The sequence below is a fragment of the Vogesella sp. EB genome, assembly GCF_001037925.1.
In the GTDB taxonomy this organism is placed as follows: Bacteria; Pseudomonadota; Gammaproteobacteria; order Burkholderiales; family Chromobacteriaceae; genus Vogesella; species Vogesella indigofera.
Genome location: NZ_LFDT01000005.1, coordinates 120,824 through 147,675, shown reverse-complemented (window position 1 = coordinate 147,675; position 26,852 = coordinate 120,824). Strand labels below are relative to the sequence as shown.

General features: G+C 65.2%; 26 protein-coding genes. 8 read left to right on the top strand and 18 right to left on the bottom strand.

The features are described from left to right. Positions 1-2: 2 nt before the first annotated feature. Positions 3-713, bottom strand: a complete 711-nt coding sequence (gene minC / locus ACG97_RS04965) for a septum site-determining protein MinC (protein ID WP_047966225.1) — start codon at positions 711-713, stop codon at positions 3-5. 372 nt (positions 714-1,085) lie between these two features. On the opposite strand from minC, the gene ACG97_RS04960 reads away from it, so the two are divergent. Both ACG97_RS04960 and ACG97_RS17755 read left to right on the top strand, forming a co-directional pair. Continuing rightward, complete coding sequence (locus tag ACG97_RS04960; RefSeq protein WP_047966224.1) at positions 1,086-1,658, top strand: phasin family protein; 573 nt, start codon at positions 1,086-1,088, stop codon at positions 1,656-1,658. An 823-nt stretch (positions 1,659-2,481) separates the two neighbouring features. Next, positions 2,482-2,925 (top strand): hypothetical protein, encoded by a 444-nt coding sequence (locus ACG97_RS17755; RefSeq protein WP_162198999.1) that lies wholly within the window; start codon positions 2,482-2,484, stop codon positions 2,923-2,925. 71 nt (positions 2,926-2,996) lie between these two features. Here ACG97_RS17755 and ettA read toward each other — a convergent pair whose 3' ends face one another. From ettA to xseA, 10 genes are all read right to left on the bottom strand, one after another. After that, the gene (gene ettA / locus ACG97_RS04950; RefSeq protein ID WP_047966222.1) at positions 2,997-4,664 is read right to left on the bottom strand and encodes an energy-dependent translational throttle protein EttA; all 1,668 of its coding nucleotides are present in this window, start codon (positions 4,662-4,664) and stop codon (positions 2,997-2,999) included. A 103-nt stretch (positions 4,665-4,767) separates the two neighbouring features. Then, complete coding sequence (locus ACG97_RS04945) at positions 4,768-5,253, bottom strand: DUF456 domain-containing protein (protein ID WP_047966221.1); 486 nt, start codon at positions 5,251-5,253, stop codon at positions 4,768-4,770. Between the two features lie 101 nt (positions 5,254-5,354). Next, positions 5,355-7,412 carry a polyphosphate kinase 1 gene (ppk1, locus tag ACG97_RS04940; RefSeq protein ID WP_047966220.1) on the bottom strand — a complete coding sequence of 686 codons (2,058 nt, stop codon included), beginning with the start codon at positions 7,410-7,412 and terminating at the stop codon, positions 5,355-5,357. Positions 7,413-7,475: 63 nt separating this feature from the next. Continuing rightward, on the bottom strand, positions 7,476-7,745 hold the full coding sequence (locus ACG97_RS04935; protein ID WP_047966219.1) for an oxidative damage protection protein: 270 nt from the start codon (positions 7,743-7,745) through the stop codon (positions 7,476-7,478). Positions 7,746-7,833: 88 nt separating this feature from the next. Then, positions 7,834-9,141, bottom strand: a complete 1,308-nt coding sequence (gene argA / locus ACG97_RS04930; RefSeq protein WP_047966218.1) for an amino-acid N-acetyltransferase — start codon at positions 9,139-9,141, stop codon at positions 7,834-7,836. 207 nt (positions 9,142-9,348) lie between these two features. Next, a complete protein-coding gene (locus ACG97_RS04925) occupies positions 9,349-10,752 on the bottom strand; it encodes a S41 family peptidase (protein ID WP_047966217.1) in 1,404 nt (467 codons plus the stop codon). Between the two features lie 23 nt (positions 10,753-10,775). After that, the gene (locus ACG97_RS04920; RefSeq protein ID WP_047966216.1) at positions 10,776-12,074 is read right to left on the bottom strand and encodes a murein hydrolase activator EnvC; all 1,299 of its coding nucleotides are present in this window, start codon (positions 12,072-12,074) and stop codon (positions 10,776-10,778) included. Next, complete coding sequence (gene gpmI, locus ACG97_RS04915) at positions 12,071-13,597, bottom strand: 2,3-bisphosphoglycerate-independent phosphoglycerate mutase (protein WP_047966255.1); 1,527 nt, start codon at positions 13,595-13,597, stop codon at positions 12,071-12,073. The genes ACG97_RS04920 and gpmI overlap by 4 nt, the downstream gene beginning before the upstream one ends. A gap of 108 nt (positions 13,598-13,705) precedes the next feature. Beyond that, entirely contained in the window at positions 13,706-14,176 is a 471-nt protein-coding gene (locus ACG97_RS04910; protein ID WP_047966215.1) for a DUF4442 domain-containing protein, read from the bottom strand. A 135-nt stretch (positions 14,177-14,311) separates the two neighbouring features. Further along, complete coding sequence (gene xseA, locus ACG97_RS04905; protein WP_047966214.1) at positions 14,312-15,667, bottom strand: exodeoxyribonuclease VII large subunit; 1,356 nt, start codon at positions 15,665-15,667, stop codon at positions 14,312-14,314. Between the two features lie 363 nt (positions 15,668-16,030). Here xseA and ACG97_RS04900 point away from each other — a divergent pair, with 363 nt between their 5' ends. Genes ACG97_RS04900 through adk form a run of 6 tightly spaced genes read left to right on the top strand, consistent with a single transcriptional unit; the run spans position 16,031 to position 19,708 of the window. Beyond that, positions 16,031-16,642 carry a MotA/TolQ/ExbB proton channel family protein gene (locus tag ACG97_RS04900; RefSeq protein WP_047966213.1) on the top strand — a complete coding sequence of 204 codons (612 nt, stop codon included), beginning with the start codon at positions 16,031-16,033 and terminating at the stop codon, positions 16,640-16,642. 11 nt (positions 16,643-16,653) lie between these two features. Further along, positions 16,654-17,076: a biopolymer transporter ExbD gene (locus tag ACG97_RS04895; RefSeq protein ID WP_047966212.1), complete on the top strand. Its 423-nt coding sequence runs from the start codon at positions 16,654-16,656 to the stop codon at positions 17,074-17,076. Positions 17,077-17,114: 38 nt separating this feature from the next. Then, positions 17,115-18,089 (top strand): tetraacyldisaccharide 4'-kinase, encoded by a 975-nt coding sequence (lpxK, locus tag ACG97_RS04890; protein ID WP_047966254.1) that lies wholly within the window; start codon positions 17,115-17,117, stop codon positions 18,087-18,089. Further along, on the top strand, positions 18,070-18,252 hold the full coding sequence (locus tag ACG97_RS04885) for a Trm112 family protein (protein ID WP_047966211.1): 183 nt from the start codon (positions 18,070-18,072) through the stop codon (positions 18,250-18,252). Before lpxK ends, ACG97_RS04885 begins: the two co-directional genes overlap by 20 nt. Continuing rightward, positions 18,249-19,019, top strand: coding sequence for a 3-deoxy-manno-octulosonate cytidylyltransferase (kdsB, locus tag ACG97_RS04880; RefSeq protein ID WP_047966210.1), 771 nt, complete (start codon positions 18,249-18,251; stop codon positions 19,017-19,019). Before ACG97_RS04885 ends, kdsB begins: the two co-directional genes overlap by 4 nt. Positions 19,020-19,051: 32 nt before the next feature. Next, positions 19,052-19,708, top strand: a complete 657-nt coding sequence (gene adk / locus ACG97_RS04875) for an adenylate kinase (RefSeq protein WP_047966209.1) — start codon at positions 19,052-19,054, stop codon at positions 19,706-19,708. A 70-nt stretch (positions 19,709-19,778) separates the two neighbouring features. Here adk and ACG97_RS04870 read toward each other — a convergent pair whose 3' ends face one another. The 7 genes from ACG97_RS04870 to ACG97_RS04840 all read right to left on the bottom strand — a co-directional run bounded on the left by ACG97_RS04870 (position 19,779) and on the right by ACG97_RS04840 (position 26,848). After that, complete coding sequence (locus ACG97_RS04870; protein ID WP_047966208.1) at positions 19,779-21,359, bottom strand: DUF3369 domain-containing protein; 1,581 nt, start codon at positions 21,357-21,359, stop codon at positions 19,779-19,781. Positions 21,360-21,374: 15 nt separating this feature from the next. After that, entirely contained in the window at positions 21,375-22,904 is a 1,530-nt protein-coding gene (locus ACG97_RS04865) for a sensor histidine kinase (RefSeq protein WP_047966207.1), read from the bottom strand. A 78-nt stretch (positions 22,905-22,982) separates the two neighbouring features. After that, complete coding sequence (locus ACG97_RS04860; RefSeq protein ID WP_047966206.1) at positions 22,983-23,882, bottom strand: DMT family transporter; 900 nt, start codon at positions 23,880-23,882, stop codon at positions 22,983-22,985. Further along, complete coding sequence (locus tag ACG97_RS04855; protein WP_047966205.1) at positions 23,879-25,378, bottom strand: bifunctional ADP-dependent NAD(P)H-hydrate dehydratase/NAD(P)H-hydrate epimerase; 1,500 nt, start codon at positions 25,376-25,378, stop codon at positions 23,879-23,881. Before ACG97_RS04855 ends, ACG97_RS04860 begins: the two co-directional genes overlap by 4 nt. Then, positions 25,365-25,991 carry a flavin prenyltransferase UbiX gene (locus ACG97_RS04850; protein WP_047966204.1) on the bottom strand — a complete coding sequence of 209 codons (627 nt, stop codon included), beginning with the start codon at positions 25,989-25,991 and terminating at the stop codon, positions 25,365-25,367. The genes ACG97_RS04855 and ACG97_RS04850 overlap by 14 nt, the downstream gene beginning before the upstream one ends. After that, on the bottom strand, positions 25,978-26,505 hold the full coding sequence (locus ACG97_RS04845; protein ID WP_047966203.1) for a Gx transporter family protein: 528 nt from the start codon (positions 26,503-26,505) through the stop codon (positions 25,978-25,980). Before ACG97_RS04845 ends, ACG97_RS04850 begins: the two co-directional genes overlap by 14 nt. Then, entirely contained in the window at positions 26,486-26,848 is a 363-nt protein-coding gene (locus ACG97_RS04840; RefSeq protein ID WP_047966202.1) for a NusG domain II-containing protein, read from the bottom strand. The genes ACG97_RS04845 and ACG97_RS04840 overlap by 20 nt, the downstream gene beginning before the upstream one ends. Positions 26,849-26,852 lie beyond the last annotated feature (4 nt).

Genomic DNA, 26,852 nt, shown 5'->3' with positions numbered 1-26,852 from the left:
GGTTACTTGTCGAGCGGGATCATGACCACGCGCTCTTGTTCGAGATAAATCTGGGTCGGCTTGCCCTTGATGCTCTGCGGCAAGTCCTGTTCGATGGTGCGGTACACGCCAGCGATGGAAACCAGCTCGGCTTCCATGCTCTTGACGAAGATACGCGCGGCAGTATTGCCGCGGGCGCCGGCCAGTGCCCGGCCGCGCAGCGGCGCGTAGACATGGATGCTGCCGTCGGCGATCAGTTCCGCGCCGGCGCTGACCATTTCCAGCACCACCAGATCACCCCCCTTGGCGTAGATCTGCTGTCCTGCGCGCACCGGGCGATCGATGATCATGGTCGGTGTCGGTAGGCTGCTTTCCGCGACGGGCGCCGCCGCGACCGGCGTGCTGACGCTTTCCGCGCTGCTCTTGGTGCCACCGCTGCCGCTGATGAACGGCAAACCGAGGCGGTGGGCGAGGGCGGCGTATTGCGCGTCGCGGTGACGGACGGCGGCGATGCGCAGGCCGTGCTGCTGCAGCATGGCGCAGACCGGGGCCAGCGTGTCGCTATCCGGCGCCGGCAGCTGCTCGATGTCCAGCACGAACGGCTCGGGCTCGTGGCTGTTGAAACGTTGCTGGATGGCGGCTTGCAGGGCGGGCAGGTCGGTGCTGCGTAGCACGATGGCCAGCAGGTCAAGACTGGCGGATTTGATATCGAAAAGGTTGGCCGCAGAACTCATTGGATTTTATCGCCGGATAGATAGATTTATTTTATGGCTGGAGTGTATCGCTTTGTCCTGAGCCTTTCAATCAAAGGCTGGTGTCATTGCCGGTACCGCAGACAGCTACGGCTGGCACACCGGTGCCGTGCTGGCCGGCGATGCTCACCGCGGCGCACGGCTGTCACCGACCGGACACACTGCTGCAATGCATGACTGCCATGATGAATGTGTTTGCTGTTGTAAAAATAGCGACTTAGCGATGTTGCGCTGCAACAAAATGGTTGACATTGATGCGGTGCAACACAATAATGCAATCTGTTGCAATGCGGCAACGGCGAGTTTCAAGACGATATTGCTGCTGAGTGTTTCATTTTTCGAAAAGGATTAATCATGTTTACTACTGCACAAGAGTTTTCCGCTTTCGGTCAGTCGCAGTTCGACAAAGCCGTCCGTTTTTCCGGCATCCTGCTGGCCAGCGCCGAGCGCCTGGCAACCCTGCAGCTGGAAATGTCGCGCAAGCTGCTGGCCGAGAACGCCCAGACGCTGAAACAGCTGTCGGCGATCAAGGATCCGAAAGCGCTGGCCGAATTCCAGACCAGCCTGACCCAGCCTAGCCTGGACAAGGCCTTCGCCGCGGCGCGTGAAGTCTACGATGTCACGCTGGCAACCCAGACCGAGCTGACTTCCTTCGTGGAAGAGCAGGTTGCCGAAACCAACAAGAACGTCCTGGATGTGATCGACCGTCTGGCGAAAAACGCACCGACCGGTTCCGACGCTGCGGTACAGGCGCTGAAGAACATCGTGACTTCCAGCAACGCCGCCTTCGAAAGCGCTGCCAAGACCGCCAAGAAAGTCGGTTCCGAGTTTGCTGAAGCCAGCGTTGAAGCGGCCGAAACCTCGGCCAAGGCAGCCAGTGCTGCGGTCAGCCGCACCCGCAAGGCGACGCCGTCCGCTTCTGCCTGATCGACACGCATCATTCTGTTTGAGCGAAACCTCCCGTGCTAGCACGGGAGGTTTTTTCGTTTCTGCCTTTCTATTGGCCGCTGGCGGCTGCACTGTGCCGCGCTTGACGTGCGTCAAAGCACGATTGCCACCACCGGCTATGCTCTCGGTATGAGATGAGCGGTGCCGGCAAGCGGCGCCGTTGATCTGAGTTTGCCTGTGGCGAGCAAGCAAGGTGTCGGATCAGGGATGATTTGGCGCTGACAGACAAACGACGCTTTTCCTCTTGATGTGTGTGTTTGGGGTACGGTGGTGGGCCGTACCCCTTTTTTTTGTCCGCCATAAGCCCGTGCTGCGCTGCGCGGGCTTATTGCATTGCGGCCAACGTTGGCCGCGGTGCCGCCGCAGCAGCCGCGGTTTCGCGTGCCCGACGCGACGGCAAGCACTCGCCCAGCCCCTTCTGCCGTCTTCCTTGATACCACCGTTGCTGCATTGCAAAGCGGGCCACTGCTGCCTGCTGATGCCAGATCCGACTAGTTCGCAAAATCTGAACAAGACATTCAGTTTACTTCGCTATTAATCGAATTAGACCAGTCGTATAGTTACAGCATTGCTTCTGTGGTCGTTGCCGCTGCTGGTTGACCTGAAGCCCGTTGTTACTAGCACCACAAAATAGCTGTACAAATTATTCGAATCAAATGCTGAAACAATCAAAGCTACCAATTTAAATAAAAGGATATTGATCATGAAAAAGCTGCTAATTACCTCTATCGCTGTTGTGCTGGCTAGTGTTGTTGCTCCGGTTTACGCTGCCCCTGCTGCTGTGCAGCAGCAAGATGTAGAGATGACTGCGAAACGTGATGGCGGCGATGCTCCATACATGATTGCAGGTCGAGAAGGTGGTGACGCCCCGTACATGGTGGCCCGTCGCGAAGGCGGTGACGCCCCGTACATGGTGGCCCGTCGCGAAGGCGGTGACGCCCCGTACATGGTGGCCCGTCGCGAAGGCGGTGACGCCCCGTACATGGTGGCCCGTCGCGAAGGCGGTGACGCCCCGTACATGGTGGCGCGTCGCGAAGGTGGTGACGCCCCGTACATGGTGGCTCGTCGCGAAGGCGGTGATGCCCCGTACATGGTGGCCCGTCGCGAAGGTGGTGATGCCCCGTACATGGTGGCGCGTCGCGAAGGTGGTGATGCCCCGTACATGGTGGCGCGTCGCGAAGGTGGTGACGCTCCGTACATGGTGGCCCGTCGTGAAGGCGGTGACGCCCCGTACATGGTGGCGTAAGCCACAACATGAAAAAACCCCGGTTGTTGCAACCGGGGTTTTTTTGCGACTGCTGCCAGCCGAAATCGCGCTTAGCGCACGATAGGCTTGTAGCGGATGCGCTTCGGCTTGGCACCTTCTTCGCCGAGGCGTTTCTTCTTGTCGGCTTCGTACTCCTGATAGTTGCCGTCAAAGAAGGTCCACTGCGATTCGCCTTCTGCCGCCAGGATGTGGGTGGCGATACGGTCGAGGAACCAGCGGTCGTGGGAGATCACGAACACGGTGCCGGCGAATTCCAGCAGCGCGTCTTCCAGCGCGCGCAGGGTTTCCACGTCCAGGTCGTTGGACGGTTCGTCGAGTAGCAGCACGTTGCCGCCCTTGAGCAGGGTCTTGGCCAGGTGCAGGCGGCCGCGTTCGCCGCCGGACAGCATGCCGACCTTTTTCTGCTGGTCGCCGCCCTTGAAGTTGAAGCGGCCGAGGTAGGCGCGGCTGGACATCTCGAAGCGGCCAACGTTGAGGATGTCGAGGCCGCCGGAGACGTCGTCGAACACCGTCTTGTCGCCTTCCAGCGTGTCGCGATGCTGCTCGACGAAGGCCATCTGCACCGTCTGACCGATCTTCACCGTGCCGCTGTCCGGCTGTTCCTTGCCGGCAATCATCTTGAACAGCGTCGACTTACCGGCGCCGTTGGGGCCGATGATGCCGACGATGGCACCCGGCGGTGCCTTGAACGACAGGTTGTCGATCAGCAGGCGGTCGCCAAAGCCTTTCGACACGCCGTCGAATTCGATCACTTCGTTACCGAGGCGCTCGGCCACCGGGATGAAGATTTCCTGGGTCTCGTTGCGCTTCTGGTGTTCAAAGCTGGACAGCTCTTCGAAGCGTGCCAGACGGGCCTTGGATTTGGCCTGGCGACCTTTCTGGTTCTGGCGTACCCACTCCAGCTCCTGCTTCATCGCCTTCATGCGCGCGCCTTCCTGCTTACTTTCCAGCTCTAGGCGCGCTTCCTTCTGCTCCAGCCAGCTGGAGTAGTTGCCTTTCCACGGGATGCCTTCGCCGCGGTCCAGCTCCAGGATCCATTCGGCGGCGTTGTCGAGGAAGTAGCGGTCGTGGGTGACGGCGACCACGGTGCCGGGGAAGCGCACCAGGAACTGCTCCAGCCACTCCACCGATTCGGCGTCGAGGTGGTTGGTCGGTTCGTCCAGCAGCAGCATGTCCGGCTGCGACAGCAGCAGCTTGCACAGTGCCACGCGGCGTTTTTCACCGCCGGACAGCGGGCCGATCTTGGCATCCCACGGCGGCAGGCGCAGCGCGTCGGCAGCCAGTTCCAGCTGCAGCTGCACGTTGTCGCCGGCGCCGGCGGAGATGATGGCTTCCAGTTTGGCCTGTTCTTCGGCCAGTGCGTCGAAATCGGCATCTTCTTCGGCGTAGGCGGCGTATACCTCTTCCAGCCGCTTCTGCGCGCCCATCACGTCGCCCATGCCGCTTTCCACTTCTTCGCGCACGGTCTTGTCAGGGTCGAGTTTCGGTTCCTGCTCTAGGTAGCCGATCTTGACGCCGGCCAGATGCTGCACCTCGCCGTCGTATTCCTTGTCGACACCGGCCATGATGCGCAGCACGGTGGATTTGCCGGCGCCGTTGAGGCCGAGCAGGCCGATCTTGGCACCGGGGAAGAAGGACAGCGAAATGTCCTTGATGATCTGGCGTTTAGGGGGAACGATCTTGCTCACGCGGAGCATGGACATCACGTATTGAGCCATAGGGTGTGCTTGATTCCTGCTGGATTGCGATAGGGAGATTAACCGGGGAAGTGTAGCAAATTCGGCGTGTCCGTGCCGTGCGGCCAACGTTGGCCGCAACGGCTCAAAACAGCAGCGCGAGGATGAACACGCCGAGCATGGCGAAGGCGCAGGCGATCTTGGCGACGGTGCCGGCCAGAAAGCCGAGGAAGGTGGCGGCGCCGACGCGGCTGGCCTGCGGCAGGTTGCGGCGCGCGATCAGCTCGCCGATGACGGCACCGAGTACCGGCCCGGCAATGGCACCGAACAGGCCGAAGAACAGCCCGATCAGGCCGCCGAGCAGCGCGCCGATCAGCGCCTCGCGGCTGGCGCCGCTTTTCCGGGCGCCGAGCAGGCTGGCGACACTCTCGATCACCATGCCGGCCACTGCGAGCAGGACGATGGTGGTCAGCGGCCAGAAGCCGACCTGTACGAAATTGCCGTTCCACGCCGCCAGCAGGAAGCCGGCGGCTAGAAGGCCGAGGCCGGGCAGGGCGGGGTAGATGGTGCCGGCGAGGCCGACCAGCACCAGCAGGATGGACAGCAGATACCAGAGCAGGGACAGGTCCATGGGGTCTCCGAAGGCAACAGGGGGAGAAACAAAGAAAACGGCGCGAGGCAGAAGTTCCGCCCGCGCCGTGCATTGCGGCCAACCTTGCGGCTGGCAGCCGCTCAGCTGCTGTATTCCTGCAGCAGGGTTTCCTGTGCGCAGCGGCCCTTGCCGCGCGCCATACGCCGGCGATAGCTGCCGTCGGCTTGCATTTCCCAGGCGTTGGTGTTGTCGTCGAGGTAGATGCGCAGCCCTTCCTTCATGATGCGGCGTTTCAGCTTGACGTCGAGGATAGGCACGCAGGTTTCGATGCGGCGGAAGAAGTTGCGCCCCATCCAGTCGGCGCTGGCGATGTACATGTCCTCGGCCTTGTCGTTGTAGAAGTAGAACACGCGGGTGTGCTCGAGGAAGCGGCCGACGATGGAGCGCACGGTGATGTTCTCCGACAGACCTTCCACGCCGGGGCGCAACGCGCACACGCCGCGGATGATCAGGCTGATCTTGACCCCGGCCTGGCTGGCGCGGTACAGCGCCTGGATCACCTGCGGCTCCAGCAGCGCGTTCATCTTGGCGATGATCTGCGCCGGCTTGCCGGCCTGGGCGTGGTCGATCTCGCGGTCGATGGCGCCGATGATCATGTTGTGCAGCGTGAACGGCGACTGGTACAGGTGCTTCAGCTCGCCGGCGCGGCCGAGGCCGGTGATCTGCACGAACAGGTCGTTGACGTCGCTGACGATGTCCTCGTTGCAGGTCAGCAGGCCGAAGTCGGTATACAGCCGCGCGGTGCGCGGATGATAGTTGCCGGTGCCCAGATGCACGTAGCGCTTGAGCTGGCCTTCCTCGCGGCGCACTACCAGTAGCATCTTGGCGTGCACCTTGTAGCCGAACACACCGTACACCACGTGGGCGCCGGCGTCTTCCAGCCGTGATGCCCAGCTGATGTTGGCCTCTTCGTCGAAGCGCGCCATCAGCTCCACCACCACCGTTACCTGCTTGCCGGCGCGGGCGGCGGCGATCAGCGACTCCATCAGCACCGAGTCGGTGCCGGTGCGGTACACCGTCATCTTGATCGCCACCACCTCCGGGTCGGTGGCGGCGTTGACCAGCATGTCGATCACCGGCTGGAAAGACTGGAACGGGTGGTGCAGCAGGATGTCGTTCTTGCGGATGGCCTCGAACAGCGGCGTCTTCTTGGCCAGTACCGGCGGCAGCGTGGCCTCGAACGGTGCGAATTTCAGGTCCGGGCGGTCGACCTTGTCCGGCACCTGCATCAGGCGCACCAGGTTGACCGGGCCGTCGACGCGGTAGATGTCCTGCTGCTGCAGGTTGAAGGTGTGCAGCAGGAATTCTTCCATGTGCGTCGGGCAGGTGTCGGCGATCTCCAGCCGCACCGCGTCGCCGTACTGGCGCTGGCGCAGTTCGCCCTGCAGCGCGGTGCGCAGGTTCTTGACGTCGTCGTCGTCGACGTTGAGGTCGCTGTCGCGGGTGACGCGGAACTGGTAGCAGCCCTTCACCGTCATGCCGGGGAACAGCTCCTGCACGTGCGAGTGCAGGATGGAGGACAGGAACACGAAGCTGTGCTGGTTGCCGCCGCACAGTTTGGCCGGCAGTTTGATCACGCGTGGCAGGATGCGCGGCGCCTGCACGATGGCGATGCCGGATTCGCGGCCGAAGGCGTCGGCGCCTTCCAGCTCGATGATGAAGTTCAGGCTCTTGTTGAGCAGTTTCGGGAACGGATGCGACGGATCCAGCCCGATCGGGGTCAGGATCGGCATCAGTTCGCGGAAGAAGTAGTCGCGGACCCAGGCTTTCTGTTCGCTGTCCCACTCGTTGCGGCGCATGAAGATGATGCCTTCGGTACGCAGCGCCGGGAAGATCTCTTCGCGCAGCAGGCGGTACTGTTCGCGCACCAGCGCATGGGCGGCCTCCGACAGCCGGGTCAGCACTTCCGCCGGCTTGCTGCCGTCGGCGAGGATGCGATCCGGGGTCAGCTGCGCCGCTTCCTTCAGCCACGCCACCCGCACCTCGGCAAACTCGTCCATGTTGGACGACACGATACAGAGGAATTTCAGGCGCTCCAGCAGTGGCAGGCGTTCCTCTTCGGCCTGCGCCATGACGCGGCGGTTGAATTCGATCAGAGCCAGTTCGCGGTTAAGCAGGTTTTCGTGTGTTGTCGGCATTTTATGCATTGGTACTAGTGCGGGAGGTAAAAAAAGCCCTCACGGGGAGGGCGCGGTCGTTTGTTACTGCTGCGGCGTGAAGCCGGCGACTTGGTCGGCCCCCTGGCCGAAGAAGTAGGCTTCCAGCTGTGCGGCCAGGTACTGGCGGGCGCGGGCATCGGCCAGGCTGAGGCGGTTTTCGTTGATCAGCATGGTCTGGTAACGCAGCCAGCCCTGCCACGCCTCCTTGGAGACGTTTTCCTGAATGCGCTGCCCCAGTGCGCCGGGCAGCGGCGGGAAGTCCATGCCTTCGGCTTCGCGACCGAGCTTAACGCAGTTGACCATTCGTGCCATGGTGAATTCCTTGAGAAGTGTCGAAAAGATAGAGACTAATTGTGTCACAGAGATGACAGGTCACCAAACTTTGTGCCGCCGCTGCCGTTTACAAGGCTTTGATCAGCACCTTGGAGCGGCGGTTGTGGTTGTACAGCTCGCGGCGTGACTGCGGCAGCTGCTCGATGTTGGCCGCAACGAAGCCGCGCTCGGCAAACCAGTGCGCGGTCTGGGTGGTGAGGATGAACAGCGCCTTGTAGCCGTACAGCCGCGCGCGCTGCTCCACGTGCTGTACCAGCAGGTCGCCGAAGCCGCTGTTGCGGCGGTCGGCGCTGACCGCGAGGCAGGCCAGCTCGGCCATGCCGTCTTCCGGGAACGGCAGCATCGCGACGCAGGCGGCGATGCGGTCGTCGTGTTCCAGTACCGAGTAGTTGCGGATCTGCATTTCCAGGTGTTCGCGGCTGCGCTTGATCAGGATGCCCTGTTCCTGCAGCGGGCGGATCAGCGCCAGGATGTCACCGACGTCCTCGATGCTGGCTTCGCGGATCTTGACCAGCGAATCGCGCGCGATCATGGTGCCGGTGCCGTAGTCGGTGAACAGCTCCACCAGCAGCGCGCCGTCGTCGTCGTGGCTGACCAGGTGCGAGCGCACCACGCCCTCGCGGGTGGCACGGATGGCGTAGGGCAGACTGAGGCGGCATTCCTCGCTGCTGATGCCGCGCTGGTAGATCGCCTCTGCCTGGTCGGCGGAGATGGCGTTGTGCAGCACGCCGTCGGCATCGACCAGGCCGTGGCCCTGCACCAGGAAGATCAGCTTCTCCGCCTTCAGCTCGATGGCGGTATGGCAGGCCACTTCTTCCATGGTCATGTTGAAGGCTTCGCCGGTCGGCGAGTAGCCGATCAGCGAGGTCAGCACCAGCTCGCCGCGGTTGAGGCGCTCGTTGATGGCCTCGGTGTCGATCTTGCGCACGCGGCCGCTGTACTGCATGTCGACGCCGTCGATCACGCCCAGCGGCTGCGCGGTGACGAAGTTGCCGCCGGCGACGCGTAGGTGGGCGCCGTGCATCGGCGAATTGGGCATCCCCATGGACAGGAAGGCTTCCAGATCATGGCGCAAGCCGCCGACCGCCGATTTCACCGCCTCCAGCGTCGGGCCGTCGGTCACGCGGCGGCCCTGGTGGAAGTGGCGCGCAATGCCGCGCAGGCGCAGTTGTTCGTCGATCTGCGGCCGCGCGCCGTGCACCAGCACGATGCGCACGCCGAGGCTGACCAGCAGGTTCAGGTCCTGCGCCAGACCGTACAGGTTGCCGCGCGCCAGGCTCTCGCCATTGACGGCGACGACGAAGGTTTTGCCACGAAAGGCGTTGATGTAAGGCGCCGCCTCGCGAAAGGCGAGCACAAAATCAGGGTGCAGCATGATGGGCCCCACAGGTAGACAGCCACAAAAACGCAAGATTAGCAGGAATGATGGCTTTATAGACAGTGCCGGCGCCGGCGGCACGGGCGCTGCCCGCAGCCGGGGCGCGCCCGCTGGCCAAGGTTGGCCGCAACGCGCATCCGCCGCGACAATGACAATGGCCGGGCACCTTGCGGCGACCCGGCCATGGCGGCCCGTGGCAAACGCTCAGGACGGGGTCTTCTTGAGCATGATCTGCTGCACCTTGAGGATGTTCAGCGCCTGGTTCAGTTGCACGTCGTTGGCGGCATCGCCGTTGCCATTGCCGTTGCTGTCGCCGTTTTTCGGCTTGTCACCGTTGCCGGCCGGCTTGGCTGCCGGTTTGGCCACCGGCTTGGCGTTTTCCGCCGGATCGTTCGGGTTCTGCAGGTGGCGTTCCAGATCGGCTTCGCGCACGCGCAGCGAGGCCAGTGTCTCGTTGCCTTCCTCGACCACGATGTCCGGCACGATGCCCTTGGCCTGGATCGAGCGGCCGTTGGGGGTGAAGTAGCGCGCGGTGGTCATCTTGATGCCGCCGTTGTTGGCCAGCGGCAGTACCGACTGCACCGAGCCCTTGCCGAAGGTCTGGGTGCCGACGATCAGCGCCCGCTTGTGATCCTGCAGCGCACCGGCGACGATCTCCGAGGCGGAGGCGGAGCCGGCGTTGACCAGCACCACCAGCGGCACGTTCTTGATCGCCGGCGGCACCTTGGCATAGTCGCTGGCACCCTTGCCGCGCTGGTAGTCGCGCGGGTTGGCGTACAGGCGCATCTTGGAGTCGCTGGCGCGGCCTTCGGTGTACACCACCAGCGCATCCTGCGGCAGGAAGGCGGCGGAGACGCCGACGGCACCGTGCAGCACGCCGCCCGGATCGTCACGCAGGTCCAGCACCATGCCCTTCAGCGGTGTCTTGTTGTCCTTGTACAGCTGGGTCAGGGCCTGCGCGAAGTTCTCGACGGTGTGCTCCTGGAACTGGGCGACACGAACGTAGCCGAAGCCCGGTTCCAGCAGCCGCGATTTCACGCTCTTGGTCTTGATCACCGCGCGGGTGAGGGTGAAGACCAGCGGCTTGGACTCGGTCTTGCGCGCGATGGTCAGCGTCACCTTGCTGCCCGGTGCGCCGCGCATCTTTTTCACCGCGTCATTGATCGACAGGCCGCGCACCGGGGTGTCGTCGATCTTGACGATCAGGTCGCCGCTTTTGATGCCGGCCTTCTGTGCCGGGGTGTCCTCGATCGGCGCCACCACCTTGACCAGACCGTCCTCGGTACCGATCTCTATGCCGAGGCCGCCAAACTCGCCCTGGGTGCCTTCGCGGAATTCCTTGAACGCTTCCGGATCGTAGTAGTCGGAGTGCGGGTCCAGGCCGGACAGCATGCCCTTGATCGCCTCGTTGATCAGCTTCTTGTCTTCGACCGGCTCGACATAGTCCTGCTTGATGCGGCCGAACACCTCGGCAAAGGTGCGCAGCTCGTTGAGCGGCAGGATGCCGTTATTCTTGTCGGCAAAGGCCTGGATGCTGATGGTGAGCGCACCGCCCACCAGGGCACCGGTGGTCAGCAAGGCAAGTTTGCGTAAGCGGGGAGAGCTCATGGTGTGTGTTCCGTTCGTACGGGCTATCGCGCCCAGGACTGTGGATTGATTGGCCGGCCCATATAGCGCAGCTCGAAGTAAAGCCCGGTTTCGCCGCTTTCCAGACTGCCGCTGGCGCCGAGCACGTCGCCGCCGCGGACCGTGGCGCCATTGCCGCGCACCATGGTGGCAAAGCCGGTATAGACCGTCATGTAGTTGCCGCCGTGATCAATGATCATCGCATTGCCGAAACCGCGCAACCAGTCGGCATAGACCACGGTGCCGTCGGCGACCACGCGGACCGGGCTGCCGGGGGCGACCTTGATGAACATGCCCTTCCAGCTGGCGCCTTCGCCGCGGCGTGCGCCGAAGCGGCCGCCGATTTCGCCGGCCACCGGCAGTTTCAGCCGCCCTTGCAGGCTGCGGAAGGCATTGCCGGACAGGCTCGCATCGGCCACCTCATCCACCGTTTCGACCCTGGCCGGGGCTTTCGGTTCTGCCGGCAGCGGTTTGCCCTGTTTTTTCGCGTCGGCGACCTGCTGGCGACGTTTCTCTGCGGTCAACCTGGTCGCCTGTTCACGCGCCTTTTTCGCCTGCGCGGCTTTGGCGGCGGCGGCGAGCTGGCGGCGGCGGATATCGGCGTTGATGCGGGCGATCAGCGCGCTCAGCTCGCGCTCGTCTTCCTTCAGCTGCTGCAGTTTCTGCTGCTGGTTGCGGATGGCGCTGTCCAGCTGGCTGACCTGCTGGCTGTGCTGGTTGCGCGCCTGCTGCAGCTGGCGTTTTTCCTGCACCTTGGCGCTGGACATCCGTCCCAGTCGCACCAGTTCGTCCTCGATGCGTTCGCTCATCGCCTGCAACTGCACTTCCTGGTCGCGCAGCGTCTGGATCAGGCTTTGCTGCGCGCGGTGGATGTGGGTGTAGTAGGTGAGATCGCGCGCGCTCTGGTTCGGGTCCTGGGTGTTGAACATGATGGCCATCGCGTCCTGCTGGCCGCGCTTGTACTCCGCCGCCAGCAGGCGGCTGACGCGCTGCCGCGTCTCTGCCACCTTGATGCGGATGGTCTGCAGCTCGGCCTGCAGCGTGTCCAGCTGGCTGCTGCTGGCATCCTGCTTCTTCTCCAGCTCGTTCAGCACCTGATGCGTGGCCTGCAGCGCCTGCTCGGACTTGGCGATTTCGCCGGCGGTCTGCTGCCGCTCGGCTTCCTTGCGCGCGATGTCCTGCTGCAGGCTGCTGATTTCCTTGCGCACGCTGTTGAGGTCCTGCTGCGGCGCGGCCGCCGGTGGAGCGGCCTGCGCCACGCCGTACAGCGCGCCGAGCAGACTGAGCGTCAGACGTGCTTTCACTGGAGCTCGATCAGCGGGCGGCCGGTCATTTCGGCCGGTTGCGGTAGTCCCATCATCGCCAGCAGGGTCGGGGCGATGTCGCGCAGCGCGCCGCCGTCCTGCAGCGTGGCGTTGCGGCCAACGTACAGCAGCGGCACCTTCTCCAGCGTGTGCTGGGTGTGCGCCTGCTGGTGGACTTCGTCGTTCATCTGCTCGCAGTTGCCGTGGTCGGCGGTGATCAGCACTTCGCCGCCGATGGCCTGCATCGCGTCGACGCAGCGCTTGACGCAGGCATCCAGCGTTTCCACCGCCTTGACCGCAGCGTCGAAGATGCCGGTGTGGCCGACCATGTCGCAGTTGGCGTAGTTGCAGATGATGGCGGCGTACTGGCGGCTGTTGATCGCTTCGACGATCTTGTCGGTCACTTCCGGCGCGCTCATTTCCGGCTGCAGGTCGTAGGTGGCCACTTTCGGCGACGGCACCAGGATGCGGTCTTCGCCGGGGTAGACCTGCTCTTCGCCACCGTTGAAGAAGTAGGTGACGTGCGGGTATTTCTCGGTTTCGGCGATGCGCAGCTGCTTCAGGCCGAGGCTGGACAGGTATTCGCCGAGGCCGTTGCGGATCTTCTGCGGCGCGTAGGCGACCGGGTGGCTGTAGGCCTCGCCGTAGGAGGTCAGGCTGGCGAACAGCGCGAATTTTGGCTGGCGGGCGCTGAAACCGTCGAAGGCCGGATCGGTCAGCGCGGTGGTCAGCTGGCGCGCGCGGTCGGCGCGGAAGTTCATGAACACCACCACGTCGCCGTCCTGCATCTTCAGCGGCTCGCCGATGATGGTGGCCTTGACGAATTCGTCGTTCTCGTCACGGGCGTAGGCGGCGGCCAGCGCGTCGTGGCTGCTGGCGGCGTGGAATTCGGCTTCGCCTTCCATCAGTGCCTGGTACGGTGCCGCCATGCGCTCCCAGCGCTTGTCGCGGTCCATCGCCCAGTAGCGGCCGCAGACGGTGGCGACGCGCGCATTCGGGCAGCGTGCCAGCACCGCGTCGAGGCGGTCGAGGTAGGTTTCGGCGCTGCGCGGCGGCGTGTCGCGGCCGTCGAGGAAGGCGTGCAGGGCGATGCGGCCAACGCCGGCCGCCTGTGCGCCTTCGATCAGTGCGTGGATGTGGTTCTCATGGCTGTGCACGCCGCCATCGGACAGCAGGCCCATCAGGTGCAGGGTGCTGCCCTGTTGCTTGGCGGTCGCGATCGCCTGTGCCAGCACCGGGTTGGCGGCCAGCGTGCCGGCCTCGACGTCGCAATCGATGCGGCTGATGTCCTGCTGCACGATGCGGCCGGCGCCGATATTGAGGTGGCCGACTTCGGAGTTGCCGAACTGGCCGGCGGGCAGGCCGACATTGTGCTCGGAGGCGTCCAGCGTACTGTAGGGATAGCGCGCTTTCAGCGCGTCCCAGTTCGGGGTGTTTGCTGCCAGAATGGCATTATCGTCGCCTTCGAGGCGGTGACCGAAACCGTCAAGGATGAGTAGCAAAACCGGCGTAACAGTAGCCATGATGTCCAATTATCTTGTGGTGAGAGCAGGAAAACCCGAGGCCGTGGCAGCGGGCGGCCACGGCGAGCAATCAAGATAGTAAAGCATCGGACGCTGGCTGTCAGTGCCTCAGGCTGTAGCCTGGCGACTACTGCGCGGCGGCTTGCGGCGGATGTACAGCGTCTTGTTGATACGCGCCACTTCGGCCCCTTCGGCGTCGTAGATGCTGACGTGCAGCGCCGGCAGATGCTTGTCACCGCCGGCGGTGGCATCGCGAACACGCTGCAGCAGGTCGTCGTCGATGCGGAAGCGGGCGCAGACCACGCCGCGGCCGGGCTTGAGGTAGTCGATGCTGCCGGCCTTGTCCCACACGATGTAGTCCTTGCCGAGGTTTTTCAGCAGCATCAGCATGTAGAACGGGTCGGTCATCGAATACAGGCTGCCGCCGAAGTGGACGCCGACATAGTTGCGGTTGGTCAGCCCCAGCCGCAGCTGGACGTCGACTTCCTTCCAGTCCGGGCTGATGCGGCGCACCTTGACTCCGGCGCCGAGAAAGGGCGGCCACAGATTGAAGACGAGCTTGGCGAGACGATGGTTCATGGTGGCGATGAAACGGCTGTTTGAATCAGGCTATCGTCGCGGCAACGGCCGCCGCCGTCAAGCCGTCGCACCATGCTCACATGTGCCCGCCGCAGGACGCCCGCAATGGCCGGGCGCCGCGGCAGCGAGTCCGCTTCAGAACGGCAGCTCGCTTTGCCGGCCCTGTTGCTGGCCGACCACGGCCGTGGTTTCGCCTTCCGCCAGCCGGATGTGCAGCAGCTCGCCGGCGCGCAGCTGCGCCGCGGAGCGCACCACGCTGCCGTCCTGCTGCTGCACGATGGCGTAGCCGCGTTGCAGCACCGCCTCCGGATTGATGGCGGCCAGCGTCGCCTGATGCCGCGCCAGCACCAGTTGCCGCTGCTGCCAGTGCTGGTGTATCAGCTGCCGCAGCTGGTCGCCGCGCCGCGCCAGCACTTGCTGCCAGCGCACGAGGTCAGGACGGATGCGCTGCAGCCGGTGCTGACACTGCTCCAGCCGTCGCTGCCGCGCTTGCAGCAGCTGGGCGCTGGCACGTGCCAGGCGTTGTTGCTGCGCCTGCAACAGCTGGCGCTGGCGCTGCAGCCGCTCACCGGGGTGCTGCAGGCGGCGGCCGAGGAAGTCCAGCTGTTGCGACTTGTCGGTCAGCAGCCGTCCCAGCGCCCGTTCCAGCCGGCGCTGCGCGTAGTCGACGCCTTGCTGCAGCGCCTCGCGGCTGGGCGAGGCCAGCTCGGCGGCGGCGGTCGGGGTCGGCGCGCGGTGGTCGGCAACGAAATCGGCGATGGTGGTGTCGGTTTCGTGGCCGACGCCGCTGATCACCGGTAGCGTCGAGCGGGCGATGGCGCGGGCGACCACTTCCTCGTTGAACGCCCACAGGTCCTCGATGCTGCCGCCGCCGCGGCAGACGATCAGCAGCTCGACCTCCTGGCGCAGGTTGGCCGCATCGATGGCGGCGGCGATCTGCGCCGCGGCGCTATCGCCCTGTACCGGCGTCGGATACAGGATCAGCGGGATGCTGGGCATGCGCCGGCGCAGGGTGGTGACCACGTCGCGCAGCGCGGCGGCGGCCGGCGAGGTGACGATGCCGATGGCGGCGGGGTGGCCGGGTAGCGTTTTCTTGTGGCGATTGTCGAACAATCCTTCCGCCGCCAGTTTCGCCTTCAGCTGTTCGAAGGCCTCGTACAGGCGGCCCAGACCGGCCGAGCGCATCATGTCGACGTTGATCTGGTAGTCGCCGCGCGCCTCGTACAGCGACACCGTGCCGCGCAGCTCGACCTGCATGCCTTCCTGCAGGCGGAATCCCAGTCCGCTCAGACGGTTACGGAACATCACGCAGCGGATTTGCGCGCGCTCGTCCTTCAGCGAGAAGTAGGCGTGGCCGGATGCGGCCAGGGTCAGGTTGGAAATTTCGCCGGCAATCCACATCGGTGGCAGGCCGCTTTCAAGCAGATCCCGCGCCATGCGGTTGAGCGAGGTGACGCTAATGACGTCGTTTTGGTGTTGGCTGAAAAGCATGCTTGTCAAGTCATCCACAGGCAGGTTGGGGCAGCGGCTGGCGTCGATTGTTTATCTTAATACGCCGCCGGCACATAAATAGATAAACTAAAAATTGTTGTTAATCAGTGGCTTAGTTATTTTGTGGCAATAATGTTGCCGTAATGTCCGGCCAGTAACGGCAAGGCTTTGCCGTGCCGGCGGCGGGGTTGTCCACAAAGTTATACACAGGCGCTGTGGGCGGGCGGGTAATTCCCTTGTAAATTCGCGACTTAGCGCTTTTGTTTAAAGCGCAACATCATGGCGCCGGCCAAGCGTGGCGGTTGCAGGCGGCAGCCTGAGCCGATAAAGTCTCGGCCTTGGATAACGCCTGAGGAATTGCCCGTGTGGTCAATCATTGAAGCGGCCGGCTGGCCGATCTGGACCATCATTCTCGCGTCGGTGGTGGCATCGACCATCGTACTGGAGCGTTTTTACAGCCTGCGCGCGGCGCTGATCATACCGCCAAACCTGCTGTCGCAGACGCTGCAAGAGTATCGCCGTGCCGCGGTGAGCCAGAGCATGCTGACCGAACTGCGCGACCATTCGCCGCTGGGACGGCTGTTCGCCGCCGGGCTACGCCAGTTTGGCAGCAGCCGTGTGGTGATGAAAGAGGCGATCGAGGACGAGGGCCGCGTGGTGGCCCACCTGCTGGAGCGTTACCTGACCATGCTGGGCACCATCGCCGCGATGGCACCGCTGCTGGGCCTGCTCGGCACCGTGATCGGCATGATCGAGATCTTCGGCTCGCAGGCGCCGGGCGGCACCGACCCGCGCGCGCTGGCGCACGGCATTTCCGTGGCGCTGTACAACACCGCCTTCGGCCTGATCGTGGCCATCCCCAGCATGTTCTTCTACCGCCACTTCCGCGCCAAGATCGACGGCCTGCTGGTCGAGATGGAAGCGCAGGCGGTGCACCTGCTGGAAGCGGTGCACGGCGAGCGTCGCGGCGACTGAGGCGGATAATCATGAACTTTCGCCGTCACCGTCATCGCGAAGAGCCGGAAATCAACTTCATTCCGCTGATCGACTTGCTGCTGGTCATCCTCATCTTCCTGATGGTGACCACCACCTACGCCCGCTTTTCCGAACTGGAAGTCAATCTGCCGCAGGCCAGCGGACCGGCGGAAATGCAGAAGGATAGCCGCCTGCGCGTCGACATCAGCGCCAGCGGCAGTTACGCGGTCGATGGCGAGGCCGTGGCCGGCAGCGACGTGACGCAACTCGGCGAGCGCCTGAAGCACCAGGCCAGTGGCAAGTCCCCGGCACCGGTGGTGGTGATCAATGCCGACGCCAAGGCCAGCCACCAGGCAGTGGTGACGGTGATGGAGGCGGCCCGCCTCGCCGGGCTGCTGCAGCTGACCTTTGCCACCCAGCAGGGAACGCCGTGACCCGGCTGGAGCGGCACTGGTATCAGCCGACCTGGTGGATGACAGCCCTTCTGGCCTTGCCGGAAGGGCTGTTTGCCCTGCTGGCGGCGTTGCGACGCACGGCCTATCGGCTGGGCTGGTGTCGTACGAATCGCTTGCCGGTGCCGGTGGTGGTGATCGGCAACATCAATGTCGGCGGCGTCGGCAAGACGCCGCTGACGCTGGCGCTGCTGCAGGACTTTGCCCGCCTGGGCGTGCCGGTGGGGGTGATCAGTCGCGGCTACGGCGGCGCGCACTGCCAGCCGACGCTGGTGACGCCGCACAGCACCGCCGCCGAGGTCGGCGACGAGCCACTGCTGCTGGCCGCCAGCGGCGCACCGGTGGTGGTCGGCCGCGATCGCGTCGCTGCCGGCCGTCACTTGCTGGCGCTGTATCCGCAGACCAGTTTCATCCTCAGCGACGATGGGCTGCAGCACTACGCGCTGGCGCGCACGCTGGAGATCGTCGTGCTCGACGGCGCTCGCGGTGTCGGCAACGGCCACCTGCTGCCGGGCGGCCCGCTGCGCGAACCGGTGTCAAGGTTGGCCGCAGCCGATGCCTTGGTGATCAATGGCGAGTCGCACACTGGCCTGCGCCTGCCGGCTACGGTACCGCAGTTCCGGCAGCGGCTGCAGGCCGGCGATTTTGTTCACGCCGCCGGCGGCTTGCCGCCGCGCTGCGCCGCCGATTTTGCCGGCCTGCGCGTGGTGGCGGTGGCCGGTATTGGCCATCCGGAGCGCTTCTTCCGCACCCTGCGCGAGCTGGGCGTGGAACTGGCGGCCACGCACGCCTTTCCCGACCATCACCAGTTCGTCGCTGCCGATCTGCCACAGGATGCCGATGCGGTGATCGTCACCGCCAAGGATGCGGTTAAGTTGCAGTGCATCAATCATGCTAGACTATGGGTTCTGCCGGTTTCGGCCCGGCTGGAGCCGGACCTGTCCGCGTGGATTCTGTCCCAACTGGAACGAAAAAATGGACGCAAAATTTCTTGAAATCCTGGTTTGCCCGCTGTGCAAAGGCCCGCTGGTCTACAACAAGGGCGCGCAGGAACTGATCTGCAAGGGTGACCGCCTGGCCTACCCGATCCGTGACGGCATCCCGATGATGCTGGAAGGCGAAGCCCGCGAGCTGGCCGCCGAGGAAGAAGTGAAATGAACGGTTTCGTGGTGGTGATTCCGGCGCGACTGGCTTCCAGCCGCCTGCCGGAAAAACCGCTGGCGGACATCGGCGGCAAGCCGATGGTGGTCCGCGTCGCCGAGCGTGCCGCGCAGTCGGCCGCCAGCCGCGTGATCGTGGCCACCGACGATGCCCGCATCGAGGCGGTTTGCCGCCAGCACGGTGTCGAGGTGCTGCTGACGCGCGCCGATCACCCCAGCGGCACCGACCGTCTGGCCGAGGTTGCCGCGCTGCTGGCGCTGCCGGACGACGCGATCGTGGTCAATGTGCAGGGCGACGAGCCACTGATCGACCCGGCGCTGATCGACCGCCTCGCCGCGCTGATGGCGGCCCGCGCGGTGCCGATGGCAACCGTGGCGCACGCCATCCACGACGCCGCCGAGATGTTCAATCCGAATGTGGTGAAAGTGGTGCTCGACCGCCACGGCAAGGCGCTGTACTTCAGCCGCGCACCGATTCCCTATGCCCGCGATGCCTTCGCCGCCGACAAGACACAGTTGCCGCCCGGCCTGCCGGTGTACCGCCACATCGGCATGTACGCCTACCGCGCCAGCCTGCTGCACACCTACGGCAGCCTGGCCCCGGCGCCGCTGGAGCAGTTCGAGGCGCTGGAGCAGCTGCGCATGCTGTGGCACGGTTACGACATCGTCGTGGAGTGCGTGGCCGAGGCGCCACCTGCCGGCGTCGACACGCCGGAGGATCTGGCCCGGGTGCGCGCCTACTTTGCGGCCAACCTTTCCGGATAACACAACGAAGTTAACGATGGGAGTTTAGAGAGATGAAATTGATTCTGTTGGGCGCTCCTGGCGCCGGTAAAGGTACCCAAGCCAACTACATCCGCGAGAAATTCGGCATTCCGCAAATCTCGACCGGCGACATGCTGCGCGCCGCGGTGAAGGCCGGTACCCCGCTGGGTGTGGAAGCGAAAAAGATCATGGACGCCGGTGGCCTGGTGCGCGACGACATCATCATCGGTCTGGTCAAGGAACGTATCACCGAGGCGGATTGCGCCAACGGTTTCCTGTTTGACGGTTTCCCGCGCACCATCCCGCAGGCGGAAGCGATGAAGGAAGCCGGTGTCGATATCGACTTCGTGGTCGAAATCGACGTGCCGGATGAAAACATCATCGACCGCATGTCCGGCCGCCGCGTGCACGTGGCTTCCGGCCGCACCTACCACGTCAAGTACAATCCGCCGAAGGTGGAAGGCGTGGACGACGAAACCGGCGAAGCGCTGGTGCAGCGTGACGACGACAAGGCGGAAACCGTGAAGAAGCGCCTCGACGTTTACCACGAGCAGACCGAAGTGCTGGTCGGCTTCTACTCGCAGATGGCCGCCTCCGGCGATGCCAAGGCGCCGCAGTACGTGAAAATCGACGGCACCCAGGCGGTGGAAACCGTGCGCGACAACGTGCTGGCGGCACTGGGCGCCTGAGTCCGGTCGCCTCGCAGGCAAGCAAAAAGGCAGCCCAGGCTGCCTTTTTTGTCGCCTGCCGCACGGCGGTTTACTGTTCCGGCAGCCTGATCGGGATGCGCTTGTCGCGCACCAGCCGGTCCAGCGCCTCGATCACCAGCGGATCGAACTGGGTGCCGCAGCGGCCGTTGATGTAGCTCATGGTGTCGCCCAGCGTCCACGGCTCCTTGTACGGCCGCTTGTGCAGCAGCGCGTCGAACACGTCGACGATGGCGACGATGCGCGCCGCCAGCGGGATGTCCTGCCCCGCCAGGCGCTGCGGGTAGCCGCTGCCGTCGAAGTATTCGTGATGGCCGCCGGCGATGTCGGCGCCCAGCGACAGGTAGCTGGTACCTTCAACCAGCTTGCTGGCCTTGCGCAGGATGTTGGCGCCGATGGCGGCGTGCTGCTCCATGATGACGCGCTCTTCCGGGTCCAGCTTGCCGGGCTTGAACAGGATGTGGTCGGGGGTGCCGACCTTGCCGACATCGTGCAGGATGCTGGCCATGCCGATCATCTCCATGAACTGCGGCGTCAGCAGCTCCGGATAGGCGCCCATGCGCTGCAGCTCCCTGGCGATGGCATCGCTGAGCCGCTGCACGCGCAGCACGTGTTCGCCGGTGTCGCTGTCGCGGAATTCGGCGAGGTCGGCCAGCGCCACCACCGTGGCTTCCTGGGCACTGACCAGCTGCGAGTACAGGTACAGGTTGTCGTAGGCGGAGGAAATGCGCTGGCAGAACACCTCCAGCAGGTTGCGCTCCACGTCTTCCAGCGGCCACGGCGGCTCGAAGTGGACCACGAATTCACGGCCGTTCTGCGCGGTGATGTACAGCACGTCGTAGGGATGACGGTAGATGGTGCGCTTCTCCGCCAGCGCGTCGTTGATCGCCTGCTGCAGTTGCGGAAAGGTGGCCAGCGGTGCGCCGCCGAGCAGCACCTCGAACTCGCCGGTGGCGGCGAGCACCTCCAGTTTCGGCCGCCCGGCGCTGGCGGGGGTGTTCTCCATGCACAGCACGCCGTCGGTGCCGACATCCAGAATGGCGCTGATCTGTTTCAGCACCCCGGAGGCGAATTCCTTCAGCGAGCGCAGCTGGTACAGGTCGCTGGCGCCTTCCAGGATCTTGCCCAGCCCCTGGCGGTTTTTCTCGATGGCGACCAGGTTTTCATAGGCGCGCAGCGAGGCGATGACCACGGTGAACAGCTTCTGCACCGTCAGCTCGGTCTTGGTCTTGTAGTCGTTGATGTCGTAATTGAGGATCACGTCCTGTTCCGGCGCCTGCCCCGGCTGGCCGGTACGCAGCACGATGCGCGCCAGGGTGTTGCCCAGCTCTTCGCGGATGCGCCGTACCAGCTTGAGGCCGGCATTGTCGGTTTCCATCACCACGTCGAGCAGGATCAGCGCGACGTCGGGATGCTCGCGCACCAGCTCGAAGCCTTGCTGCGCGCTGTAGGCATTGAGCAGCGTCAGCGGCCGCTCCTTGTAGCGCAGGTCCTGGATCGCCAGTCGGGTGGCGGTGTGGACATCCTTTTCGTCGTCGACGATCAGTACTTTCCATGGCCGCAGTGCCGGATGGCTGTCCTGCACGCTGCTGCTGTCGTCGATCAGCCAGTCGTTGTTATTGTCGAGATTCATCACGTGCCGCCCCCTTCAGTTGGCCGTTTCCGGTGCCGTGCATGGCAGCACCAGAATAAAAGATGTGCCTTCCCCGACGGTGCTGTCAACCCGAATCGTGCCGCCCAGGCGTTTGAACACGATATTGAACACGATGTGCAGGCCCAGGCCACTGCCGCCATTGCCGCGGCGGGTGGTGAAGAACGGCTCGAAGATGCGTTTCAGGTTTTCCGGCGGAATGCCCTTGCCGTCGTCGGTCACCGACAGCCGGATTTTCTGCTCGGCCATCGCGTCGACGCGGATCTGGATGCTGCCTTCGGCGCCGTCGTCGTAGCCGTGCAGCAGCGCATTCATCAGCAGGTTGGTCAGCACCTGCGACAAGGCGCCGGGGTAGCTGTCCATCTGCAGCTCCGGCGGGCAGTCGACATCGATCACCACCTTGCTGTGGCGCAGCTTGGGACGCAGGCTGGTGATGATTTCGCCGATGTAGTGCGCGATGTCGAACTGGCGGCGCGCCTCGCTGGTCTGGTCGACGGCGACCTGCTTGAAACTCTGGATCAGGTTGGCCGCACGCTCGGTATTGCTCAGGATCAGCGCCGTGGATTCGCGGGCGTCGTCGAGATAGCGTTCCAGCTCGCTTTTCTTGATCTGGCCGCTCTGGAACTGCTGCCCGACCTGGCCGGTGATCAGCGCCAGGTGCGAGGCGGCGGTGAGGGTGATGCCGACCGGGGTGTTGATCTCATGCGCCACGCCGGCCACCAGGCTGCCCAGCGACGCCAGTTTTTCGGTTTCCACCAGCGTGTTCTGGGTGTCCAGCAGTTGCCGGTAGGCGACTTCGGCGCGTTCCTTTTCCGCAATGGCGGTCCGCTCCGCGTCACGGCGCAGACCCAGCTCGCGGCTGATCTTGTGGATGATCAGGTTGACGCCGCCGACCAGCTCGGCGTATTCGCTGAAGCGGCTTTTCGGCAGCTGCAGGTCGGCCTCCGCTTCTAGCCGGGCGGCGCCGTACAGCGCCTGCTGCAGCTCGTGCAGCGGCGAGAACACGTAGCGTTTGAGGCCGGCGATCAGGATGATGAACAGCAGCAGGTTGATCAGCAGCACCTGCACGATCTGGCGCGTCAGCTCATGGGCAAGCCGGGTGGTGATCTTGTCGCGCGACAGGTACACCGTGATCTGGCCGAGGTTGTTGCGTTGCTGGTAAAGGATGGGTAGCAGCAGGGTTTCGTCGTGCGCTGGCGGCGCCGCCTTGGCCAGCGAGGTGATGCGGCCGTCCGCGCTGCGCATGCGGCCGAAGAACAGCCCGGCATCGCCTTCCACCATCAGGCCGACCACCGCCGCCGATTTCAGCTCCGCGTCCAGCGTCAGGCGGATGAACTGGTCGTCCAGCTGCCACACCCCGTGCGGCAGTGACAGCGCCAGCCGCTCCTGCAGGCCCTGCTTCAGCAGCAGGTAGTCGCGCTCCTCGGCGTCGCGGGCGGCTTCGTAGCTCAGAAAGCCGGTCAGCCCCATCACGACGGACAGCACCGAAATGATCCAGATCGCCAGCCGGCTTTTTATGCTGCTCATGTCGTCACCCTGCACAGATAAGGCATTGGTCATGGTAACGCAGCCGCTGGCACCCGGTGTGCTGGCGCGGCGGTTTTTTCAGCCGCCGGTGGCGGGGCGACGCGGCAACGGGATTTTTTGCAGGATCAGGCCGCCCAGGATCAGCGCCAGGCCGTTGAGGGTGGAGGGCAGGATCTGCTCGCCGATCAGCAGGTAGATCAGCAGCAGCGACAGCAGCGGCGCGAGGAAGATCAGGTTGGCGATGCGCGCGGTGCTGCTGGTCAGCTTCATCGCCGCCAGCCACAGCACGAAGGTGAAGCCCATCTCCAGCGCGCCGACATAGGCGGCACCGGCGATGCCTTGCCACGCCACCGCGCCCAGCTCGCCGCGCCACAGGCACCACAGCCAGGCCAGCGGCAGTGCGAACAGGAAGTTCAGCGTCAGCCCCAGCACCGGCTCGCGCTGGTCGCGGGTATTGAACAGCCAGTAGCCGGCCCACAGCACGGTGGAGACCAGCGCATAAGCGACGCCGGCGAGATTGCTGAATTCCAGCGCCAAAGGTTGGCCGCGGGTGGCGATCACCAGTACGCCGGCGTAGCAAACCAGCGCCGCCAGCGCGTCCTGCGGTCGCGGTTTTTGCTTCAGCACCGGGATGGCGAGCAGGGTCATGGTCAGCGCCCAGGTGTAGTTGATCGCCTGCGCTTCCTGTGCCGGCAGCAGGTGGTAGGCCTGGAACAGGATCAGGTAGTAGACGAAGGGATTGACCGCGCCCAGCAGCAGCGAGCGCCGCCAGTGCTGGCGCAGCGCCGGCAGCAGCTCGCCGAGGCGGCCCTGCCAGGCGAGGATGGACAGCAGCGACAGCAGCGAAAAGGCGCTGGCGTACAGCACCAGCTGCGCCGGGCTGAGGTGTTGCAGGCTGATCTTGAAGGCGGTGGCCACGGTGGACCAGGCGAGCACGGCACCGAGGCCGTAGAGGTAGGCTTTTTGTTGCGAGGTCAAAACGGGGGCTTTCTGTGGTGGTAGTCGTGGTCGCTGCCTGCGAGTTGCTGGTTGAGCAGCTGCTGCATCAGCGGCAGCGTGCTGCTGGCGCGCAGGCCGATCGGGCCGCCGGCGTCGGCCAGATAGCTGTCGCCGGCACTGGCGTGCAGCCACACCGCGTTGCCGGCGGCGCTGGTTTCGTCCTGGCCCTGCGCCAGCAGCGCGGCGATGCTGCCGCTGAGGATGTCGCCCTGGCCGGCACTGGCCAGCGCGGCGTTGCCGGCCGCACACAGCCGGTAGTAGCCGTCGGAGCCGCAGAGCAGCGAACCGGCGCCCTTGAGCACGGCGATCACGCCAAGCTTGGCCGCAAGGCGGCGTACCGCGGCGAGGCGATCCTGTTGCACGGCGGCGGTGCTGCAGCCGAGCAGGCGCGCCGCTTCGGCCGGATGCGGGGTGATCACCGCCGGGCGCGGGCGCTGTCGCAGCTGTTGCTGCAAGGCGGGGTCGCCGGCCAGCAGGTTGAGTGCGTCGGCGTCGAGCAGCAGCGCGCCGGGGTGGGCCAGTACGCTGGCGAGGATGCGGTGCGCCTGCGGACTCTGGCCGAGGCCGGGGCCGATGGCGACCACCTCGTCGGCGGCCAGGCTGCTGGTGTTGCCCAGCGGCGCAATCATCAGCTCCGGCCACAGCGGATCCAGTGACAGCCGCGCATCGAGGCTGTGGATGCGCACCTTGCCGGCACCCAGTGCCAGCGCGGCGCGGCCGGCGAGCAGCGCCGCGCCGCCCATGCCGGCGCAGCCGCCGATGATGCTGACGCTGCCGAAGCTGCCCTTGTTGCTGTTGTGACGGCGCCGCAGCGGCGCAAGGTTGGCCGCAAGCAGCTCGCCCTGTGCCGCCGGCACCAGCGCCGGCGGGCAGTCGAGGGTCAGTAGCTCGACGCGGCCGCTGTAGTCGCGGCCGTCGGCGGTGAACAGCCCCGGCTTGTGGCACAGCAGTGCCAGGGTATGGTCGGCGGGGAGGGCGGCACCCTGCACGCAGCCGTTCCAGGCGTCGAGGCCGCTGGGCACGTCCAGCGCCACCCGTGGGCAGGGCAGGGCGTCCAGCGCCGCGATCTGCGCCTGCCAGCCGGCATCCAGCGGCCGGTTCAGGCCGGCGCCGAACAGGCCGTCGATCAGCAGTTCGGCCGGGGGCAGTGCTGACAGCGTGCTGTCGAGCCGGCCGCCGGCGGCGAGGTACTGCTGTTCTGCTGCCTGCGCGGCGGCGGTGGCCGGCGGCTGCGGCTGCCACACGCTGACCGCGTAATCGGCCAGCAGCAGTCGCGCCGCGATCAGCGCGTCGCCGCCGTTGTTGCCGCTACCGGCGGCGAACAGCAGCTGGCGTGGCGGCGGGTAGTGCTGGCGCAGCCAGTGCGCAATGGCGGCGCCGGCGCGGGCCATCAGGTCGAGGCCGGCTTGTGCCGCCTGCAGCTCCCACTGTCGCAGCGCGGCGGCGTCGATCAGCGCGCGTTCATTCGCCGGCATGGTGAGCTTCTCCCCAGCGCGGCAGCAGCTGGTGCGGCACCGCCAGCTGGTCGAGGATGCGCGCCACCACGAAGTCGACCATGTCGTCGACGGTCTGCGGGTGGGTGTAGAAACCGGGTGACGGCGGCAGGATGCAGACGCCGAGGCGGGCCAGCTTGAGCATGTTTTCGAGGTGGATCACCGACAGCGGCGCCTCGCGCGGTACCAGCACCAGCTTGCGCTGTTCCTTCAGCATCACGTCGGCGGCGCGTTCGATCAGGTTGTCGCTCATGCCGTGCGCCACCGCGGCGAGGGTGCCCATCGAGCACGGGCAGATCACCATCGCGTCGGCCGGATTGGAGCCGGAGGCGGGCGGTGCAAACCAGGCCTCGCGTCCGAACACCGCCAGCTGGCCGTCGGCGGCCTGGTAGCGCTCTTGCAGCCACTGCTGGAAGCCTTCCGGCCGCGACGGCAGCGTCAGGTTCATCTCCTGTTTCGCCACCACCTGTGCCGCCTGCGAGTACATCACCCACACCCGCTTGCCGGCGCGCAGCAGGCATTCGATCAGGCGCAGGCCGTAGGGCAGGCCGGAGGCGCCGGTGAGGGCGACGGTAACGGTGTCAATCTTTGTCATGCGCTTGTACCAGATGGCTTGCTATCAGACCGTTGGCGATGCCGCCGAGCAGGGCGGCTAGCGCCAGCGGCGGGAACAGTAGCAGTATATTGTCGTATGGAATCAGGAACAGCCTGACCAGCAGCAATTGTCCCAGCAGATGGGCCTGCGCCGCCAGCAGGCTGTGGCTGACCAGGCTGAAATGGCGGGCGGGCAGCGCCCGGCAGGCGCCCAGCAGCAGCAGGCTGGCCAGCGCGCCGCCGAGGCTGAGCCAGAAGCCGGGGGTGAACAGGCTGCCCAGCAGCAGGCCGGCACCGACGACACGCAGCAGCGTGACCCACACCGCGGCACGCCAGCCCAGGGTGTGCAGCGCGAACAGGGTCATGATGTTGGCCAGCCCCGGCTTGACGCCGGGCAGTGGCGACGGGATGGCGGCATCGACCATGCCCAGCGCGATGGCCAGCGCGGCAAGGCTGGCGATGCGGTGATCGTCGGCGCTGGCTTGCAGCGTGCGTTCAGTAGGCGAGCGAGTCATGGGCTTGCTGTGGGCCGGCCAGCTCGATGCTGATGCGGTTGGGCAGGCACACGGCGATGTCGCCACTGTGGCGCAGCCAGCCCTGCTGCACGCAGTACTGGCGCGGGCTAGGGTCGCTGCGGATACGGGCCTTACCGTCGTGGATCTCGATTTCGGTCAGCCCCAGCGGGCCGCGGGCGATATGGCGCCGGTTCAGGCGCAGCGGCAGGCGGATGGTTTCGGTGCCGTTCTGGCGCACGATGACGCTGTCGGCCTCGCCGGCGTGGCGGCTAAGCTGCAGGAAGGCGGCCAGCAACAGCACGCACAGTGCCAGCAGCACCAGATAGTCCCCGGCCTTGAACATGGCC

Excerpts from the sequence above, each read along its gene's own strand:
- minC (WP_047966225.1), bottom strand. The coding sequence starts at position 713 with ATGAGTTCTGCGGCCAACCTTTTCGATATCAAATCCGCCAGTCTTGAC.
- ACG97_RS04960 (WP_047966224.1), top strand. The coding sequence starts at position 1,086 with ATGTTTACTACTGCACAAGAGTTTTCCGCTTTCGGTCAGTCGCAGTTC.
- ACG97_RS17755 (WP_162198999.1), top strand. The coding sequence starts at position 2,482 with ATGACTGCGAAACGTGATGGCGGCGATGCTCCATACATGATTGCAGGT.
- ettA (WP_047966222.1), bottom strand. The coding sequence starts at position 4,664 with ATGGCTCAATACGTGATGTCCATGCTCCGCGTGAGCAAGATCGTTCCC.
- ACG97_RS04945 (WP_047966221.1), bottom strand. The coding sequence starts at position 5,253 with ATGGACCTGTCCCTGCTCTGGTATCTGCTGTCCATCCTGCTGGTGCTG.
- ppk1 (WP_047966220.1), bottom strand. The coding sequence starts at position 7,412 with ATGCCGACAACACACGAAAACCTGCTTAACCGCGAACTGGCTCTGATC.
- ACG97_RS04935 (WP_047966219.1), bottom strand. The coding sequence starts at position 7,745 with ATGGCACGAATGGTCAACTGCGTTAAGCTCGGTCGCGAAGCCGAAGGC.
- argA (WP_047966218.1), bottom strand. The coding sequence starts at position 9,141 with ATGCTGCACCCTGATTTTGTGCTCGCCTTTCGCGAGGCGGCGCCTTAC.
- ACG97_RS04925 (WP_047966217.1), bottom strand. The coding sequence starts at position 10,752 with ATGAGCTCTCCCCGCTTACGCAAACTTGCCTTGCTGACCACCGGTGCC.
- gpmI (WP_047966255.1), bottom strand. The coding sequence starts at position 13,597 with ATGGCTACTGTTACGCCGGTTTTGCTACTCATCCTTGACGGTTTCGGT.
- ACG97_RS04910 (WP_047966215.1), bottom strand. The coding sequence starts at position 14,176 with ATGAACCATCGTCTCGCCAAGCTCGTCTTCAATCTGTGGCCGCCCTTT.
- xseA (WP_047966214.1), bottom strand. The coding sequence starts at position 15,667 with ATGCTTTTCAGCCAACACCAAAACGACGTCATTAGCGTCACCTCGCTC.
- ACG97_RS04895 (WP_047966212.1), top strand. The coding sequence starts at position 16,654 with ATGAACTTTCGCCGTCACCGTCATCGCGAAGAGCCGGAAATCAACTTC.
- lpxK (WP_047966254.1), top strand. The coding sequence starts at position 17,115 with ATGACAGCCCTTCTGGCCTTGCCGGAAGGGCTGTTTGCCCTGCTGGCG.
- ACG97_RS04885 (WP_047966211.1), top strand. The coding sequence starts at position 18,070 with ATGGACGCAAAATTTCTTGAAATCCTGGTTTGCCCGCTGTGCAAAGGC.
- kdsB (WP_047966210.1), top strand. The coding sequence starts at position 18,249 with ATGAACGGTTTCGTGGTGGTGATTCCGGCGCGACTGGCTTCCAGCCGC.
- adk (WP_047966209.1), top strand. The coding sequence starts at position 19,052 with ATGAAATTGATTCTGTTGGGCGCTCCTGGCGCCGGTAAAGGTACCCAA.
- ACG97_RS04870 (WP_047966208.1), bottom strand. The coding sequence starts at position 21,359 with ATGAATCTCGACAATAACAACGACTGGCTGATCGACGACAGCAGCAGC.
- ACG97_RS04865 (WP_047966207.1), bottom strand. The coding sequence starts at position 22,904 with ATGAGCAGCATAAAAAGCCGGCTGGCGATCTGGATCATTTCGGTGCTG.
- ACG97_RS04855 (WP_047966205.1), bottom strand. The coding sequence starts at position 25,378 with ATGCCGGCGAATGAACGCGCGCTGATCGACGCCGCCGCGCTGCGACAG.
- ACG97_RS04850 (WP_047966204.1), bottom strand. The coding sequence starts at position 25,991 with ATGACAAAGATTGACACCGTTACCGTCGCCCTCACCGGCGCCTCCGGC.
- ACG97_RS04845 (WP_047966203.1), bottom strand. The coding sequence starts at position 26,505 with ATGACTCGCTCGCCTACTGAACGCACGCTGCAAGCCAGCGCCGACGAT.
- ACG97_RS04840 (WP_047966202.1), bottom strand. The coding sequence starts at position 26,848 with ATGTTCAAGGCCGGGGACTATCTGGTGCTGCTGGCACTGTGCGTGCTG.